Source organism: Pseudoclavibacter sp. RFBJ3 (assembly GCF_002931375.1).
In the GTDB taxonomy this organism is placed as follows: Bacteria; Actinomycetota; Actinomycetes; order Actinomycetales; family Microbacteriaceae; genus Pseudoclavibacter.
This window is the reverse complement of the sequence record NZ_PSXZ01000005.1, coordinates 78,256-91,806: the sequence shown is the minus strand read 5'-3', so window position 1 is coordinate 91,806 and position 13,551 is coordinate 78,256. Positions and strand designations below refer to the sequence as shown.

15 protein-coding genes and 2 tRNA genes are annotated in these 13,551 nt (G+C 69.5%); 7 read left to right on the top strand and 10 right to left on the bottom strand.

The window, feature by feature from the left end:
• Position 1 precedes the first annotated feature (1 nt).
• The 3 genes from C5E07_RS06635 to C5E07_RS06625 all read right to left on the bottom strand — a co-directional run bounded on the left by C5E07_RS06635 (position 2) and on the right by C5E07_RS06625 (position 3,757).
• Positions 2 to 211 (bottom strand): heavy-metal-associated domain-containing protein, encoded by a 210-nt coding sequence (locus tag C5E07_RS06635; RefSeq protein WP_104240733.1) that lies wholly within the window; start codon positions 209 to 211, stop codon positions 2 to 4.
• Positions 212 to 347: 136 nt separating this feature from the next.
• Complete coding sequence (locus C5E07_RS06630) at positions 348 to 3,008, bottom strand: aminotransferase class I/II-fold pyridoxal phosphate-dependent enzyme (RefSeq protein WP_228497161.1); 2,661 nt, start codon at positions 3,006 to 3,008, stop codon at positions 348 to 350.
• Positions 3,009 to 3,172: 164 nt separating this feature from the next.
• Positions 3,173 to 3,757, bottom strand: a complete 585-nt coding sequence (locus C5E07_RS06625) for a TetR/AcrR family transcriptional regulator (protein WP_104298868.1) — start codon at positions 3,755 to 3,757, stop codon at positions 3,173 to 3,175.
• 67 nt (positions 3,758 to 3,824) lie between these two features.
• Between C5E07_RS06625 and C5E07_RS06620 the strand changes: the two genes are divergently transcribed.
• Positions 3,825 to 4,547 (top strand): CPBP family intramembrane glutamic endopeptidase, encoded by a 723-nt coding sequence (locus C5E07_RS06620; protein ID WP_104298867.1) that lies wholly within the window; start codon positions 3,825 to 3,827, stop codon positions 4,545 to 4,547.
• A gap of 24 nt (positions 4,548 to 4,571) precedes the next feature.
• Here C5E07_RS06620 and C5E07_RS06615 read toward each other — a convergent pair whose 3' ends face one another.
• The 3 genes from C5E07_RS06615 to C5E07_RS06605 form a co-directional block, all read right to left on the bottom strand.
• Positions 4,572 to 5,738 carry a hypothetical protein gene (locus C5E07_RS06615; protein WP_146080537.1) on the bottom strand — a complete coding sequence of 389 codons (1,167 nt, stop codon included), beginning with the start codon at positions 5,736 to 5,738 and terminating at the stop codon, positions 4,572 to 4,574.
• Positions 5,739 to 5,781: 43 nt separating this feature from the next.
• Positions 5,782 to 6,939, bottom strand: coding sequence for a GDSL-type esterase/lipase family protein (locus C5E07_RS06610; protein ID WP_104298865.1), 1,158 nt, complete (start codon positions 6,937 to 6,939; stop codon positions 5,782 to 5,784).
• Between the two features lie 52 nt (positions 6,940 to 6,991).
• A tRNA-Arg gene (locus C5E07_RS06605) sits at positions 6,992 to 7,064 on the bottom strand.
• Between the two features lie 79 nt (positions 7,065 to 7,143).
• Here C5E07_RS06605 and orn point away from each other — a divergent pair.
• Both orn and C5E07_RS06595 read left to right on the top strand, forming a co-directional pair.
• Complete coding sequence (gene orn / locus C5E07_RS06600; RefSeq protein WP_104240789.1) at positions 7,144 to 7,764, top strand: oligoribonuclease; 621 nt, start codon at positions 7,144 to 7,146, stop codon at positions 7,762 to 7,764.
• Positions 7,765 to 7,813: 49 nt separating this feature from the next.
• Positions 7,814 to 7,889, top strand: a tRNA-His gene (locus C5E07_RS06595).
• 150 nt (positions 7,890 to 8,039) lie between these two features.
• Here the strand turns inward: C5E07_RS06595 and C5E07_RS06590 are convergent.
• A complete protein-coding gene (locus tag C5E07_RS06590; RefSeq protein WP_104298864.1) occupies positions 8,040 to 9,035 on the bottom strand; it encodes an EamA family transporter in 996 nt (331 codons plus the stop codon).
• Positions 9,036 to 9,107: 72 nt separating this feature from the next.
• On the opposite strand from C5E07_RS06590, the gene C5E07_RS06585 reads away from it, so the two are divergent.
• A complete protein-coding gene (locus tag C5E07_RS06585) occupies positions 9,108 to 10,034 on the top strand; it encodes a LysR family transcriptional regulator (RefSeq protein WP_104240727.1) in 927 nt (308 codons plus the stop codon).
• 95 nt (positions 10,035 to 10,129) lie between these two features.
• Here the strand turns inward: C5E07_RS06585 and C5E07_RS06580 are convergent, their stop codons facing one another.
• From C5E07_RS06580 to C5E07_RS06570, 3 genes are all read right to left on the bottom strand, one after another.
• Positions 10,130 to 10,735 (bottom strand): phosphoribosylanthranilate isomerase, encoded by a 606-nt coding sequence (locus C5E07_RS06580; RefSeq protein ID WP_104298863.1) that lies wholly within the window; start codon positions 10,733 to 10,735, stop codon positions 10,130 to 10,132.
• A 55-nt stretch (positions 10,736 to 10,790) separates the two neighbouring features.
• On the bottom strand, positions 10,791 to 11,153 hold the full coding sequence (locus tag C5E07_RS06575) for a hypothetical protein (RefSeq protein ID WP_104298862.1): 363 nt from the start codon (positions 11,151 to 11,153) through the stop codon (positions 10,791 to 10,793).
• Positions 11,154 to 11,218: 65 nt separating this feature from the next.
• Positions 11,219 to 11,986, bottom strand: coding sequence for a class I SAM-dependent methyltransferase (locus tag C5E07_RS06570; RefSeq protein ID WP_258063795.1), 768 nt, complete (start codon positions 11,984 to 11,986; stop codon positions 11,219 to 11,221).
• Positions 11,987 to 12,058: 72 nt separating this feature from the next.
• Here C5E07_RS06570 and C5E07_RS06565 point away from each other — a divergent pair, with 72 nt between their 5' ends.
• The 3 genes from C5E07_RS06565 to C5E07_RS06555 are packed head-to-tail and all read left to right on the top strand — an operon-like array spanning position 12,059 to position 13,537.
• Positions 12,059 to 12,499, top strand: a complete 441-nt coding sequence (locus C5E07_RS06565) for a cytidine deaminase (protein ID WP_104298860.1) — start codon at positions 12,059 to 12,061, stop codon at positions 12,497 to 12,499.
• A gap of 41 nt (positions 12,500 to 12,540) precedes the next feature.
• Positions 12,541 to 12,888: a metallopeptidase family protein gene (locus C5E07_RS06560; RefSeq protein WP_104240722.1), complete on the top strand. Its 348-nt coding sequence runs from the start codon at positions 12,541 to 12,543 to the stop codon at positions 12,886 to 12,888.
• A gap of 37 nt (positions 12,889 to 12,925) precedes the next feature.
• Positions 12,926 to 13,537, top strand: coding sequence for a hypothetical protein (locus C5E07_RS06555; protein ID WP_104298859.1), 612 nt, complete (start codon positions 12,926 to 12,928; stop codon positions 13,535 to 13,537).
• The last annotated feature ends 14 nt before the right edge of the window (positions 13,538 to 13,551 follow it).

Here is a 13,551-nt window from a genome sequence, read left to right as displayed (position 1 = left end):
GTCAGGCCCTGGTCGCTGCGTAGCCGGCCTCATCGACGGCGGCGATCACGGCCGCATCGTCGAGGGGCTCTGCGCTCTCGACGACGAGGCGCCCGGTCTCGGCCGAGACGTCGACGCTCGCGACGCCCGCGAGGTCGCTGACCTCCTGAGTGACGGCGCGCTCGCAGTGGGCGCAGGTCATGCCCGTGACCTGGTATGTGGTGGTGGTCATCCTGGATCTCCTTGCCGGGGCAGTGCCCCCTGGGGGTATGTACGGTGTGTGTAACCGTATACCCCTGGCAGGTATTCCCCGGCTCAGATCCAGAATCCTGCGACGGCTGAGAGTCGCCGACCGAGGTGCGCGCAGATCAGTCTTCGCGCAGGATCCGGTAGCCGCGCAGCGGGTCGTAGCCGTGGATCTCGCGCGTATCGAGGACGGCCATGAAGTCGAGCACCTCGTCGGTGACGAGCTGCCCTGGCACGAGCACGGGGAACCCTGGCGGGTAGGGCGTGACGAAGCCCGCGGAGATCGGCGCGGCGCCGCCCTTGACCCGTTCGGCGAGCTGGGCGTGGCTGAGGTGCTCGATGTTCGCCCGGCGCTGACCCCGGAAGAACGCGGTCCGCAGGTCGCCGTCCGGGAGCCCGTCGGCTGAGGCGTACTCCGGCGCGAATGCGCTGAAGTCGGGCAGCGGCGGCATCGGCGCGGGCGCGGGGCGCTCGCCGTCGATCTCCCGCGCCTGGGACTCCTCCTCGAAGCGCTCCGCGAGCTTCACGAGCACCTCGATGAGGTAGCCGACGGAACTGCGGGAGGTGCCGATGTTCGTCATGAACAGCACGGTGTTGCGGCTCGTCTTGTTGACCTGGATGCCGTAGCGATCCATGAGGTGCTCGTGCTTGAACGTGTCACCATCGACACCCGTGCGCGAGATCTCCACCGTGATCCGACTCGGGTCGACGACGAACTCGTCTTCCTCCCACGCTTGCCACATCGTCGAGAACCCGTCTCGGTGGGGCATGGGTCTCGTGCTGGCGCGATTCTCGGCCGGGATCAGATCGTGGCCGGACAGCACACGGAAGGTGCGGCGCAGCAGCGGGTGACGCGCGATGGCCTGCGCGATGCTCGTCGCCAGATCCAGCTGACGCTGGACGAGCTCGAACCCCTCCAGCTCCACCTGGCGTCGCCCGAGATCGAGCGAGGCGAGGATCTGATAGTTCGGCGACGTCGAGGTGTGCGTCATGTACGCCTCGTGGAACGGCTCCTCCGCCTCTCGGTACCAGTCCTTGTCGTAGACGTGGATCATCGAGCCCTGACGCAGCGCGGTGAGGGTCTTGTGGGTCGACTGCGTCGCGTAGACCCGGATCCGTGCATCCGGGGAAGGCAGGAGCCGCTCGGCGAGCCACACCTCGTCGGCAGCGGGCTCGCCCGTCTCAGGGTCGAACAGGCGAGCGCGCTGCTCCTGGTAGGCGGTCGCGTGCGCGGTGGTGGCCAGGCGATCCTCGAGGTGCTTCGCGGCCGCCATGGCCGTGCGGCGGCGGGTGATGGGGTGGAACGCGGCGAACGCGAACCAGGCTTCGTCCCAGAGGAACACGAGGTCAGGCTTGATGGCGAGGCACTCCGCCATGACCCGCTCCGGGTCATAGACGATGCCGTCGAAGGTGCAGTTCGTGAGCGTCACGAGGCGCACCTCGTCGAGGCGCCCCGCCGCGCGGTAGTCGAGGAGGAGCTGCTTGATGCGGTCGAGCGGCACCGCCCCGTAGAAGGCGAACTCGTTGAGCGGGTAGGCCTCGAGGTAGGCCGTGCGGGCGCCGGTGAGCATGAGCGCGTGGTGGTGCGACTTGTGGCAGTTGCGATCGACGAGCACGATGTCGCCGGGAGAGACGAGCGCCTGATGCACGATCTTGTTGGCCGTGGAGGTGCCGTTCGTGACGAAGAACGTGTGCTTCGCCCCGAAGGCTCGGGCCGCGAGCTCCTGCGACTTCTTGATCGCTCCGACCGGGGCGAGCAGCGAGTCGAGGCCGCCCGAGGTGGCGCTCGTCTCGGCGAGCAGGAGGTTGAGGCCGTAGAAGTCGACGAGGTCCGTGATCCACTTCGAGGTGACCACCGACCCGCCGCGCGAGATCGGCAGGGCGTGGAACACACCGGCCGGGCGACGGGCGTGCTCCTGGATGGCCGTGAAGAACGGGGTGTCGTAGAGGTGGGAGACGCGGCGCAGCAGCGACAGGTGCAGCTCGAGCTGATCCTCGCGCAGGAACACGCGGCGGAAGCGTCGCGTGAGCACGCCGGCGAGGTCTTCGATGTGCGCGCCCGCGACGAGGTACAGGTCGAGCTCAGGACGGAGGGTGTTGAGCGTGTCGGCGAGCCCGAGCACGCGCTGCACCGAGGCGAGGCTCGAGCGCGACGTCGCCGTGGTCCCGGCCGAGTCGACGTGGGCCAGGTCGATGGTCTCGCGCATGTCGCGGCTGAGGCGCTGCTGGCTGCGGTCGCTGAAGCCGGGGCGGATGATGACGGCGAGGATGTTCGGGTTCGTGAGCACGGCCGCGACGGCGTCGTCCGCGGACGGCACGATCACGTAGTCGTACACGAAGGCGTCCGCGGCGCTGCGGAGCTTGAGGATGTCGGCGCGTAGCGCGTCCCGGTCGGCGGTGGTCGTCTCGTCGACGAGCAGCACCTCGAAGCGAGGACGCGGGTCGGCGTCGTCCTGCAGCTCCGCACGCTCCGCCTCGTCGAGGCGGTCCTCGCGATGGTCGGCAGGGATGCTCGTGCCCCGCAGCCGACTCACGACCCGGCCGATGCGCTCGAGGGCCGTCGAGTACTCGCCCTTGTCGAGCGACTCGCGGATCTCGGCGACGTAGCGCTGCCCGAAGCCCGCCCAGTACAGCTCGAGCGTCTCGAGGGCGCGGAGGTTTCGCGAGATCTCGCCGTCTGCATCCAGGATGCTCGATGTCTCGTGCCCCGACTCGAGGCGCTTGATCGCGAAGCGCAGGTACTCCCACGCGTCGCTGCGCAGGCGCCAGGTGCTGGTCGGCATGCCCGGATCTCGCTCCAGGCTGTGACCGGAGGCGCGACGATCAGCGTCGATCGCGGTGTTGGCGGAATCGTGGAGACCTGCGGCATCGAAGCTCGTCACGCTCGCCATTCTTCCAGAGCACCGGACGCTTCTCGGCCACGCGACGAATCGCGACCGAACCGTGCCTAGGGCGCCAGGTAGCGGCGGATCAGATCACGCAGCTCGTCAGCTGCGCCCGATGCGTCGAAGGTCGTGTCCTCGACGCTGCGCGTCAGGACTCCGTCGGCGATCACCCCGACCCACAGGGCGAGCCGGTCACCCGTGATATCGGAGCGCCACAGCCGCTCACGTTGCCCGGCCGTGATGATCGCCTCGAGCGCACCCTGCTGCCCCGACGCGACTTCCTCGAGCAGCTGCTCGACGCGCTCGTCGCTCGGTGCTGCACTCAGGCCGGCGACGAAGCCGGCGAGGTGCGGATCGCTCGCCTCCTCGAGCAGCAGGTCGAGCCAGGCGAGCAGCGCACCTCGCGGATCGTCCGGGGCGCGTTCCGCGAGCGCTGCGAACCGGGTGCGCGACTGCGCTGCATCCGCCTCGAGGATGCCGACCAGGAGGTGCAGCTTCGTCGGGAAGTGGTGGAAGAAGGTCCCGGACGAGACACCGGAGCGTGCGCAGATGCGTGCCGTCGTCGCCCCCGCGTAGCCGAGCTCGGCGATGAGCTGGGAGCCGGCCTCGATGATCGCCGTGCGCGTTCCTCCGGTGCGTGCCGCCATCCGCTGCCTCCCGCCACCTTCTCGAAACCGATGTAGAGCGTTCACTCTAGAGTGTTTACTCTAGAGCATGAGCGAAACGACGGAGGAGCGAATCGACAGGCCCGCACCGCGCGGCGGCATCGGCACGCCGACGTTCGAGACGCGGACGCGTGACGGCTGGATCTTCCTCGCGGGGCTCCTGCTGTTCTGGGTCGTCTACAACGGCCCGCCGGTTCCGGAACTGGCAGGCATCGACCTCCGACTGGGTATGGCGGGACCCGCGTCGAGCAACGCCTGGAAGTGGCTCGGGGCGCTCCTTCTGATCGCGCTCGTGCTCTGGGGCGAGCATCGGGGGCTTGCCTCGCTGCTCATCACGAAGCCCACCAGCAAGGACATCGAGTGGGCCTTCTACGCCTTCGGGGGCGTCATGGCGTGGTCCTGGATCGCCAGCCTCGTGGCCCCGCAGGAGGAGAACAGCGGTGTCGCCACGATCACGAGCATGAGCATCGCCGGGGTCCTGCTGCTCATCGTCACCGCCGCCGTCACGGAGGAGGTGGCCTTCCGCGGCTACCTGCAGGAGCGCCTCGGATCGCTCCTGCACTCGCGGTGGATCGGCGCGGCGGTGAGCCTCGTGATCTTCATCGCGCCCCACGTGGTGTTCTTCGGGCCGAGCTGGCTGTTCCATCAGCTCGTCGGCACCCTGGCGCTCGTCGCGTTCACCCTCATCCGTCGCAACCTCGTCGCGACGATGCTCCTCCACTTCCTGATCAACGCGCCGATCCTCATCCCGACCGTTCTGGCGAAGCTCTGAGACCCCAGCCGACGGCACGGCGAGCTAGCCTCGCTGCCTCTGCGAGGCCAACCACGTGTGGTTGACGATGGCCCGACTCACCGCCTCGCGATAGGCGGCACCCTCCGGACCTCGCCGGAGATCACGGGAGAAGTAGGGCGAGGTCTCACGGTGGGGCGACCCGTTGTGGATGCGCTCTGCGAGCTCACTGAGGTACGTGCGACCCGCGAGGCGGTGCTGCTCGAGCTCGTCCTCGTCGAGGCAGATCAGGGCGGAGTCGTCGACCATGTTCGTCACCACGTACCTCGCGTCGAGGTACAGGCGCTCGCCTTGCGCGACGAGGAACCAGCGCCCGGGCTCGTGGTCGACGTAGCGCATGGCGTCTCGTTCTTCCGCGATGCGTGCCGCGTCGCCCCACTGCTCGACCGGCGGGATCGCGCCGAGCCGGTGCCGCCGCGCCTGGTCGAGCGCGAGGTGGCTGACGACCGGGGTGCCGCCACGAACGAGCGTGACGCAGAGGATGCGGCGGCACGCGAGGCAGGTCAGCTGACTCTCGACCCGCTCCATGAGGCCGGAGGTGTGGAGGGGGCGAAGATCCGACAGGCGCACCCAGCTGGCGCTCTCCTGGAGGAGGCCGGCCGCGAGCGCCTCCGCGATCGCGTCGATGGTGCGCTCGAGGTCACAGGCGCCGGCCCGGTCGCGCACGACGAGGCCGCTGCAGCTGGGGCAGAGATCGTCTTCAGGGCGGACGACGAGGCCCGGCTGCTCGAGTGTGAAGACGAGCGCAACGAGGTTGCCTGGGTCATTCCAGCCGCGGCGGTCGCGGAATTCCGCCCGCGCGTATCCGTCGTCGAGCTCGAAGTAGGGGGTGCCGAGCCCAGCGAAGCGGCGGCGTCCGGCGATGACCTTCTTGAGGTCGTCGAGCGTCGCCGCGTTGTGGGCGCCCTCGAGCCACTCGGACAGGTCGATCGCCGATGGCGAGTGGGCGGTGGGCACCGTGTGCAGGATCACGGCGACAAGCGCGTCGTCCTGCAGGATCAGCTCCCCACCAGAGGCGAACCGCAGCCGCCGTGACCGCACTGCCGGCTCCCCCACCAGCACCTCGGACACCCAGGCAGGGGCGCCGCCGAACGCCTCGACCAGCGACCGGACCGGCGCATCGCGTTCGGAGAGCGTGAGCGCGTCCAAGATCATCCGCAGTCGAGAGGGCATGCTTCATCGTGCCAGGCGCGGCCCGGAGACGCGCCTGCTGCGCTCAGGACGACGGCCGGAACGGTCCTCCGGGCGAGAACGCGTACGCCGCGAAGCGCTCGCCCATGAGCTGGTGAGCTTCGGGACCAGGGTGCAGGTCGTCGGGAAGCGGCAGCAGCTCCGCATCCGCTTCGCCGTAAAGCTCGGTGCCCTCGAGGAAGGACAGCTTCGGGTCGGCAGCACGGCGTTCGGCGAGCGAGGCGAGCTCGCGCCGGATCACGCTGAGGGTGAGACGCCCCTGCGACTCGTCCCCCGAGGTGCCCGTGGCCAGGAACTTCACGCGTCCGACCCTGAGCGATTCCGGGTCGAGCGCGCCGGGGCCCGGCGTGTGCTCGTGGATGCCGCAGAAGACCGGCGAGATGAGCACGATCGGGGTGTCTGGATGCCCGTCCCGGATCGTGTCGAGGAAGCCGTGGACGGCGGGCACGAACGCCCGGATGCGCATCGCGTCGACGTTCACGACGTTGATGCCGAGTTTCACGCTGATGAAGTCCGCGGGCGTGTCCCGCAGGACGCGGGCGAGGAACGGGTCGACCATCGCGCTGCCGCCGAGCCCGAGGTTCAGGAGCTCGACGCCAGCTCGGCGGGCCGCGACGGCCGGCCAGATGTCGCTCGGAGCGGACGCATTTGAACCGTGGCTGATGGAGCTGCCGTGGTGCAGCCACACCGGGCCCGCCGACGTGACCGGCTCAAGCGGTGCGTCCGAGCGCAGCTCGACCAGCTCGACCGACTCGTTGTGCGGAAGCCAGAACTCGACTCGCTTCACCTCGCCCGCTGCGAGCCCCGAGATCGTCGTCGTGTGCGTCGCGCCGGCGTGGAACGACGTCGCCCCGGTCTGCAGGTCGACCTCGACGGCGTCGCCGCCCGTCAGCTCGTCGCTGACGAGCCGCGTGCCGTCGACGAAGACGTCGACGCGCCCGCGAGGACGTTCGATGCCGGCGTAGGCGGATCTCGTGGGGTGCAGCTCGAGCGCGACGCTCGCGGCTGCCGTATCGAAGACCACGCGAACACCCGAGGGCTGAGCCTCCACCAGGAGCAGCTGCGGATCCGGGAACTGCGACCGGACTGCCTCGGGCAGCCGGTGGGGCCGAACGCCCCGGTCGGTCTGCTCGAGTTCCGCGGCGCCGCGCACGAACTGGGGAGAGAGCTGGGTGACGTTCACGAGAGTGCCTCCGGAATCGAGGTCGGCCGGGCCGAGGAGCTGCGGAGAAGGGTGCCCCAGGCAGGATTCGAACCTGCGACCGACGGATTAGAAGGCCGTTGCTCTATCCACTGAGCTACTGGGGCGCGGTCCCAGCCAGCATAGCGGGCCACGAAAGGGTGCACTGGCCGCCACGAAACCCGGGGAATCACTACGATGTCCCTCATGCCTATTGCTCAGGAACGTCTCGTCTGGATCGACTGCGAGATGACAGGCCTCGACCCGTCCATCGACGAGCTGGTCGAGGTCGCCGCTTTTGTCACCGACAGCGACCTGAACATCCTCGACGAAGGCTTCGAGATCGTGATCTCGGCGAGCGACGCAGCCATGGCCAACATGGGCGAGTTCGTGACGCAGATGCACACCACGTCCGGGCTCATCGAGGAGATCCCCAACGGCGCAAGCCTCGAGACCGCGACGGCGCAGCTGCTCGCGTACCTGAAGAAGCACGTCCCCGTGCCCAACACGGCCCCGCTTGCGGGCAACACCATCGGCACCGATCGCATGTTCCTCGCGAAGTACATGCCAGAGGTCGACCAGCACCTCCACTACCGCAACGTCGACGTCTCCACCCTGAAGGAGCTGTCGCGCCGCTGGTTCCCCCGCGTGTACTTCCACTCCCCCGACAAGGACGGCGGCCACCGCGCGAAGGCCGACATTCTCGAGTCGATCCGCGAGCTCAAGTACTACCGGAAGGCGGTGCTCGTGCCCGAGCCCGGACCGACCAGCGAGGAGCTTCGAGAGGTCGCAGCAGAAGTGGTGAACGACTTCGCCCAAAATCTGTAATAGACTCTCGTAGTCGCAGGCGAGCGAGAGCACGCGTGCGACAGACATGGTGGGTATAGCTCAGCTGGTAGAGCGCCTGGTTGTGGTCTAGGAGGCCGCGGGTTCAAGCCCCGTTACTCACCCCATGTTGGAAGGCCCCGATTTCCCTGCACTTGCAAGTGCTGGAGAACTCGGGGCCTTCGTCGTCGGGCCGGGTCTGTGCGAGGACAGTCCGGCCGCATCCACGCGAGAGGCGCAGGTTCCCAGTGCCGGGAATCTGCGCCTCCCGCGTGCTTCTAGCGAGGCGCGGGGGCCTCGAGTTTCGGTGAGTCCGGGAGAGGCGACTCGGGACGAGGCGGCTCAAGGGGAAGCGATTCAGCGACGGGTGACTCCGGGATGCGCGACTCCGGTTCCAGCACGAGCGCTGCGGCTGGCATGCGGCTCGCCCAGAGAACCCCGAAGAGCACGATCGCGCCTCCGACGAGCTCGAGCGGGCCGGGCCGCTCCCCCAGCACGAGCCACGCTGTCGAGATGCCGACCACGGGGACGAGCATCGAGAACGGTGCGACGACACCCGCCGGGTGGCGCTTCATGAGCCACACCCAGATTCCGGATCCGAGAACCGTGCCGAGCACGATCGTGTAGACGAGCCCAACCCACGCGGGAACCGCCGCGGCGGTCCACGCCGTCGCGAGCGACGCCCAGATCTGTTCCGGCCCCTCCACGAGCAGCGAGACGGCGAGCATGGGGATGGGCGGCACCACGGCCATCCACATCGTCAGGTGCAGGGGCTTCGGCGGTTCGGCGAGTCGGCTCGAGATGTTGCCGATGGCCCAGCCGAACGCGCCGATCACCACGAGCACAAACGGCCACCAGCTTCCGGCGCCGCCCCGGGCGACACCGACCAGCAGCAGGCCGCCGACCGCGACCGCGATGCCGATGACACGACGCGTCGTGAGCTTCTCGCGGAGGAAGATCGCGCCGAGCAGCACGGTGAACGGCGCCGACATCTGCAGCACGAGCGACGCGAGCCCCGTGGGGAAGCCAGCCGCCATACCGAGGTAGAGCCCGACGAACTGCAGGGTGCCGAAGCCGAGCCCGTACCCGACGAGCCACCGCAGCTTCACGTTCGGGCGCGGGATGAACAGGATCGTCGGGATAGCGAGCAACCCGAAGCGCAGGGCGATGAGGAAGAACGGCGGGAACTGCTCGAGCGAGGCGTGGATGGCGAGGAAGTTCACGCCCCAGAGGACTGCGACGAGGCAGGCGAGGGCGACATGGCGAGGAGGCACGGGATCAGTGTGCGGCGCGCTCACCCTGAAGCACCAGTGATGATCCGTGACCGATAACTGTAGGCTCCCTACATGGAATTCCGCCACCTCGAGCTGCTCCGCGAGCTGTCGCTGCGGGGCACACTCGCGGCGGTGGCCGAGGCCACGCACCGCACCCCCTCCGCCCTCTCGCAGCAGCTGAGGACCGCAGAGCGGGAGCTCGGCGCGAGCCTCGTCGAGCCGTTCTCCCGAGGGCTGCGCCTCACCGCGGCCGGGAGGATCCTCGCCGACGGCGCCGACGACGTGGGCAGGGCGCTCGCCGAAGTGCAGGCGAAGCTCGAGGCGAGCCTCGGCGAGCCGAGCGGCACCGTCTCGATCGGCGCGCTCCCGAGCGCCAGCGAAGCGCTTGTCCCCGGCCTCCTCCGCCGCACGGCCGGGTCGGCGATCCAGCTCGACCTCGACGACTTCGACCTCGCCGAGTCCGAGTACGCAGCGCGAACCCTCGACGCCGACATCGTTATCGGGCACAGCCTCACGGGAGACGTCCCGCGCGGGGCAGAGCACCTGCACACGCGAGTCCTCGCCCGGGAGCCGATCGACGTCGCCCTGCCGTCCGAGCATCCGCTGGCGCACCTCGACCACCTCGTCCCTGGCGATCTGCTCGGCACCACCTGGGTGGGTGTGCCCGTCGGCTACCCGTTCGACAGCATCCTGATCGCCGTCGAGAACGCCACGAGCACCAACCTCGATCGAGTGCAGCGGCTCCGCGACAACCGGCTCGTGGAAGCGCTCGTCGCAACCGGCACGGGGCTCGCGCTGCTGCCGCGCTTCACGACTCGCCCGCGCCCAGGGGTGGTGCTGCGCCCGCTCGACGGCGTGCGGTCCGTGCGCAGCATCGTCGCCATCGCACGTCCAGACCGTCAGGCGCGCTTCGCCGTGCGAACCGTCCTCGACCACCTCACCGCCGCGGGCGCCGACCTGGAGGCGGAGTTCGCGGAGGTCGACCCACCGCGTCCCTGACCAGCTCTAGCGATCTGACCACGAGTGCATGCTGGATGCGGCGACAGGGGTGGCTTTCATCACGCAAGTTGGACAGCAGATCGGGCCACGAGCGGTCAGCCGGCGCGCTTCGCGGACTCCACGAAGGCGCGGATCCGGGCGTGGTCCTTGACGCCCGGGCTCGACTCGACCCCGCTCGACACGTCGACACCCCAGGGCTCTGCCTCGCCGATCGCCTCGGCCACATTCCCCGGGTGCAGGCCGCCTGCCAGCAGCCAGTGCCCCTCGGGGCGACGCCGGACGAGCTCCGAGAGGTCCCAGCGCTCGCCAGACCCCGGCTTCGGCGCATCCAGCAGCAGGAGTTCCTCACCGAACGCCCCGACGCGCAGCTCAGGGTCGTCGGCGAGCGAGGTGGCTCGCCAGATCCGCGGGAAGATCGCGCCGGCAGTTCGAACCTCATCGCCCGAGTAGGAGCCGTGCAACTGCAGCACGTTCGCGCCGACCGCTCCCGCGATCTCGGCGGCATGCGTGGCCGACATGTCGTGCACGACCAGCACCCGATCGACGCCCGCCGCAACGGAACCGAAGATCTTCGCGGCCTCCTCCGCAGAACGCCTGCGCGGGCTCGTGCGGCTCATGACGATGCCGACCGCGTCGGCTCCGCTCTCGACGGCAACCGCCGCCGACTCGACAGAATCCAGGCCACACACTTTGACGTACACGCGAGCATCCTAGGACGTGGATGCAGGAGAGGTCGCCTCGCTCCCCCGTGAGGTGTCAGCGCTGCGGAGCGCCCGCGGGAGCCGCAACCAGGTCGCGCCGCCGCTTGGGCGCGATGAACTCGAGCAGGGAGAAGACCGCGAGCGCGACGAGGGCACCGGCGCCGGCTGCCCCCAGGGCGACGAGCAGGAAGCTCGACACCACTGAGAGGACGACGGAGGCTGACAGGTTCACGATGCTCAGAGCGACGAGGAGCAGGAGAATGGCGGCGGCCAGCACTCCCCAGCGCGTGCGGTTGAGCAGGTGCGGCCGCACCGATCGGACGATGCGCAGCACGATTCCGACGCCGAGGACCATGCCCCAGAAGGCGAACTGCGCGACCGTCTCATGGGTCAGGGCCTCCCCGAAGACGTCGATCATGGCCCCATTCTCGCGGGCCGCGTCGCACCACGCCAGCGAGCGGACGCTCTGGCGCGTCGAGCAGCTCAGTCGCGCACTGCGGCCAGTCGGAACCGCCGCTGCGTGACGACGATCGGCCGCGCTGCGTCGAGGCGACGCAGCGTGCTGATGTTGGCGTCGACCTCGAAGCCTGGGACATCCCACGGCACCAGGGCCATGTACTCGACCAGCGCACGAGCATCCGCGAACGTCATCCGCCCAGTCCACTCGTCGGCGAGCTCGATGCGGAGCCCGGCGGCTGCCACCTCGCTGCTCGCGTTCGCCAGCGTCACGTCGTCGTGCAGCGGGTCCCCGCCGAACCACTCTCGGAGCTCGTGCGCTTCCCGTCCGTCGACCTGCTGGGTCAGGAACCGGCCGCCCGGCGCGAGCACACGGGCGACTTCCCCGGCGTCGAAGGACTCGTGGCGGCACACGACGAGGTCCAGCGACGCATCTTCGAACGGCAGGGAGTCACCCGCCTCGGAGTCGTAGCGGTGCACGTCCACACCGAACGGCGCCAGGTTCCGCCTCGCGATCTCGACATTCGGCTCCCACCCCTCGGTTGCCGCGATGGCCAGGGACTCGGCGGCGGCACCGAGGTCGCCGATGAGCTCGATGAGCCGCTCGCCGCCTCCCGTGCCGAGGTCGGCGATGCGCGTGGCAGTCGCCATCGCGGCACGGCACTCGGCAGTGAAGTCCCAGTGGGGTTCGTCGGCGGTCATGCGCCCGTCCAGGGCGGAGAAGTCCCAGCCGACCATGGCGGCGGCGTGCGCAGCTCGCCACTCCTGCGGGCGGGAGCATTCGTCATCGGACACAGGGGCACCCTAGCGAGGCGCGCGGGTATCGAGCCGGGAGGCCCTCTCGAGGACACCTCGTAGGCTCGCGTCATGACCGCTTTCGAACTCGCATCCGCCCGGCCCGTCTCGGAAGGCGAGCTCGAGCTCGTCGAAGCCGCCCGGTCGACGATCGATGCGACGACGGATGCTGGGCCGGATGAGGACGGCATCCACACGGTAGGGGCTGCCGTGCGCGCGGCGGACGGCCGGGTGCACGTCGGCGTGAACCTGCACCATTTCACGGGCGGGCCCTGCGCCGAGCTGGTGGCGCTCGGCTCGGCCCGCGCCGCTGGTGCCCTCGAGCTGACGCACATCGTCGCCGTCGCGAACCACGGCCGCGGGGTGATGAGCCCCTGCGGGCGTGACCGCCAGGTGCTCGCCGACCACTACCCCGACATTCGGGTGATCCTGCCCGGCCCCGACGGCCTGATCAGCGTGGTCGCACGCGAGCTCCTCCCCGTCGCCTACGACCACGCCTCGGCGCAGGTCTAGCCGCCGGTCCCTGTCCAGCCACCCTGCGACACAATGAGCGGATGGAGATGTCGCGGGAGAACTTCGAGGCCCTGGTCGTCGACGAGCTCGATGAGCTGCCGGACGAGATGGTCGACGGCCTCGACAACGTGATCTTCGTCGTCGAGGACCGGCCAGAGGACGGCTCGCTCGACCTGCTCGGCGTCTACGAGGGGTTCGCGCTCACGGATCGCGGCCAGTACGGTTTCGGCGAGCTGCCCGACCGCATCGTGCTGTTCCGCGAGCCGCTCCTGTCGATCTGCGACGACGAGGAGACCCTCCGCGACGAGGTGCACACGACGCTCGTGCACGAGATCGCGCACTTCTACGGCATCGACGACGCGCAGCTCCACGAGCTCGGCTGGGCGTAGAGCCTCCCGATTCGCGCGTCCCCGGTACGCTTCCCGGATGCAGCAGACGCCACCAGCCCGCGGGCCCCTCCGGCCAGGACGCCTCCTCTGGGGAATCGTCCTCGTCCTGGCGGCACCAGCCTTCGCACTGTGGATGGCCGTGACCGGTCTGCTCTCGGCGCTTGCTGCCGCGAGCATCACGGTCGACGCCGTCGGGCCCATCCCACCGCTCGTCGAGGCCGGGCAGACGCTGCTCTCCGCGTTCGCGTTCTGGGCGATGTTCGTCTCGGCAGGTGCTGGCCTCGTCGTGCTGATCCTGCTCGGGGTGCGGAGCATCCAGGCGGCTCGTCGCACAGCAGGCGCGGCCGGTCCGACGTTCGGCTCCGTGCTCTGGGGGTGGGCATTCGCGATCCCACTCGCGACGGGAGTCGGCGCGCTCGCCGGTCTCCTGCTGCGGCCGGTCGCCGACAGCATCGGCACCGGCCTCTCCCTCGACGCCGGTCCCGGCACCAGCATCGACTACGACGACGCCGTCTACGGCCTCATCGTCGGCGGCACCTGGCTGCTCGCGGCGCTGGTGGGGCTGGTCATCGCCGTGATCTTCACCGTGCGCTACGTGCGCGCTCGCCGCCGGCAGAGCTCAGACCAGACGGGCACCGGCCCGCGTTGACGGCACTGCTCCCG

Coding starts and splice junctions, on each gene's coding strand:
- C5E07_RS06585 (WP_104240727.1), top strand. CDS start 9,108: ATGGAATTCCGCCACCTCGAGCTGCTCCGCGAGCTGTCGCTGCGGGGC.
- C5E07_RS06555 (WP_104298859.1), top strand. CDS start 12,926: ATGCAGCAGACGCCACCAGCCCGCGGGCCCCTCCGGCCAGGACGCCTC.
- C5E07_RS06630 (WP_228497161.1), bottom strand. CDS start 3,008: ATGCCGACCAGCACCTGGCGCCTGCGCAGCGACGCGTGGGAGTACCTG.
- C5E07_RS06625 (WP_104298868.1), bottom strand. CDS start 3,757: ATGGCGGCACGCACCGGAGGAACGCGCACGGCGATCATCGAGGCCGGC.
- orn (WP_104240789.1), top strand. CDS start 7,144: ATGCCTATTGCTCAGGAACGTCTCGTCTGGATCGACTGCGAGATGACA.
- C5E07_RS06575 (WP_104298862.1), bottom strand. CDS start 11,153: ATGATCGACGTCTTCGGGGAGGCCCTGACCCATGAGACGGTCGCGCAG.
- C5E07_RS06615 (WP_146080537.1), bottom strand. CDS start 5,738: ATGCCCTCTCGACTGCGGATGATCTTGGACGCGCTCACGCTCTCCGAA.
- C5E07_RS06635 (WP_104240733.1), bottom strand. CDS start 211: ATGACCACCACCACATACCAGGTCACGGGCATGACCTGCGCCCACTGC.
- C5E07_RS06565 (WP_104298860.1), top strand. CDS start 12,059: ATGACCGCTTTCGAACTCGCATCCGCCCGGCCCGTCTCGGAAGGCGAG.
- C5E07_RS06620 (WP_104298867.1), top strand. CDS start 3,825: ATGAGCGAAACGACGGAGGAGCGAATCGACAGGCCCGCACCGCGCGGC.
- C5E07_RS06560 (WP_104240722.1), top strand. CDS start 12,541: ATGGAGATGTCGCGGGAGAACTTCGAGGCCCTGGTCGTCGACGAGCTC.